Raw genomic sequence first — 1,076 nt, 5'->3', positions numbered from 1 at the left:
AGCGCCGAGATGAATTAAGGTGGCGTACCGGCCGCCCCCCGAAATCGGTCTTCAACGAGATGCGAATCAATTTAGCCACCGCAAGGTACCCCCGCTACCTCGCTGGCTGCGGGCGCGCCATCGCCGCTTGGGTCTTCAGGGTTGGCCTGCCATTCGCAATAAAGATTGGTGGACCGGTGCACCGCATGAACGCGCGGCGCGAATGGCGTTACGGCGCGCGGAACTTAGGTACATGACTTGGAGAACGTTTCTCAATGGGATCGTTAACTACAATGCGCCGACTTAATATGAATGAACCTGCGGTTTTCTGTGTCTAATAAGCTACCTCCTGTCACGGAGGTAAGAAATGAGCTCACTATCGGCAAACAGATCCAACCTGACCATTGTTTATCAGGACATCGCAGCCCTCAATCCGCGCAAGAGCAATCCTCGAACCCATTCCAAGAAGCAAATCGACCAGATCGCGCGAGCAATCACACAGTTCGGATTTACAAATCCCGTTCTGATCGATGATGCCAACGGCATTATCGCCGGGCATGGCCGCGTCGCAGCCGCCAAGCTTGTAGGCATGAGCCAGGTTCCGACGGTGCGCCTCGGCGATGAGCGAAGCCGAAATCCGCGCCTATGTCATCGCCGATAACAAGCTTGCGGAAAATGCCGGCTGGGATCGCAACCTGCTTGGACTGGAGTTTCAGTATTTGAGCAGCCTCGACATCGATTTCGATGTCAGTTTAACGGGGTTCGAGCTGCCGGAAATTGATCTTTTGATCGGCGAACTCGACATCGCCAACAGCAACGAACCTACTGATACGGACATTCCGCTTCCCTCAGGTCCCGCCGTGACGCGGCTCGGGGATATCTGGCAAATCGGCAGCCATCGCCTGATCTGTGGCGATTCCACGCAACGGCAGACGTATCAGCGATTGTTGGGCGAAGTCCGCGCGCAGCTAGTCTTTACCGATCCGCCCTATAATGTTCCGATCGCGGGTCACGTTGGAGGTTTGGGCAGCGTGCAGCACCGGGAGTTCGCAATGGCATCGGGCGAGATGTCACAATCGGAGTTCACGGCGTTCCTG

The 1,076-nt window shown here is 56.1% G+C and carries 1 protein-coding gene and 1 pseudogene; both read left to right on the top strand.

Annotation, left to right across the window (positions count from 1 at the left end; translation table 11 throughout):
- Positions 1 to 346: 346 nt before the first annotated feature.
- Positions 347 to 640, top strand: coding sequence for a ParB/Srx family N-terminal domain-containing protein (locus B2M20_RS20720; RefSeq protein WP_338013183.1), 294 nt, complete (start codon positions 347 to 349; stop codon positions 638 to 640).
- Positions 600 to 1,076: pseudogene (locus B2M20_RS18665) on the top strand (DNA methylase N-4); the annotation flags it as partial. The gene B2M20_RS20720 and the pseudogene B2M20_RS18665, both read left to right, overlap by 41 nt.

The organism is Nitrobacter vulgaris, assembly GCF_002028545.1.
Lineage (GTDB): Bacteria > Pseudomonadota > Alphaproteobacteria > Rhizobiales > Xanthobacteraceae > Nitrobacter > Nitrobacter vulgaris.
The sequence above is the reverse complement of the archived record's forward strand: the minus strand, read 5'-3'. Positions and strand labels throughout refer to the sequence as shown.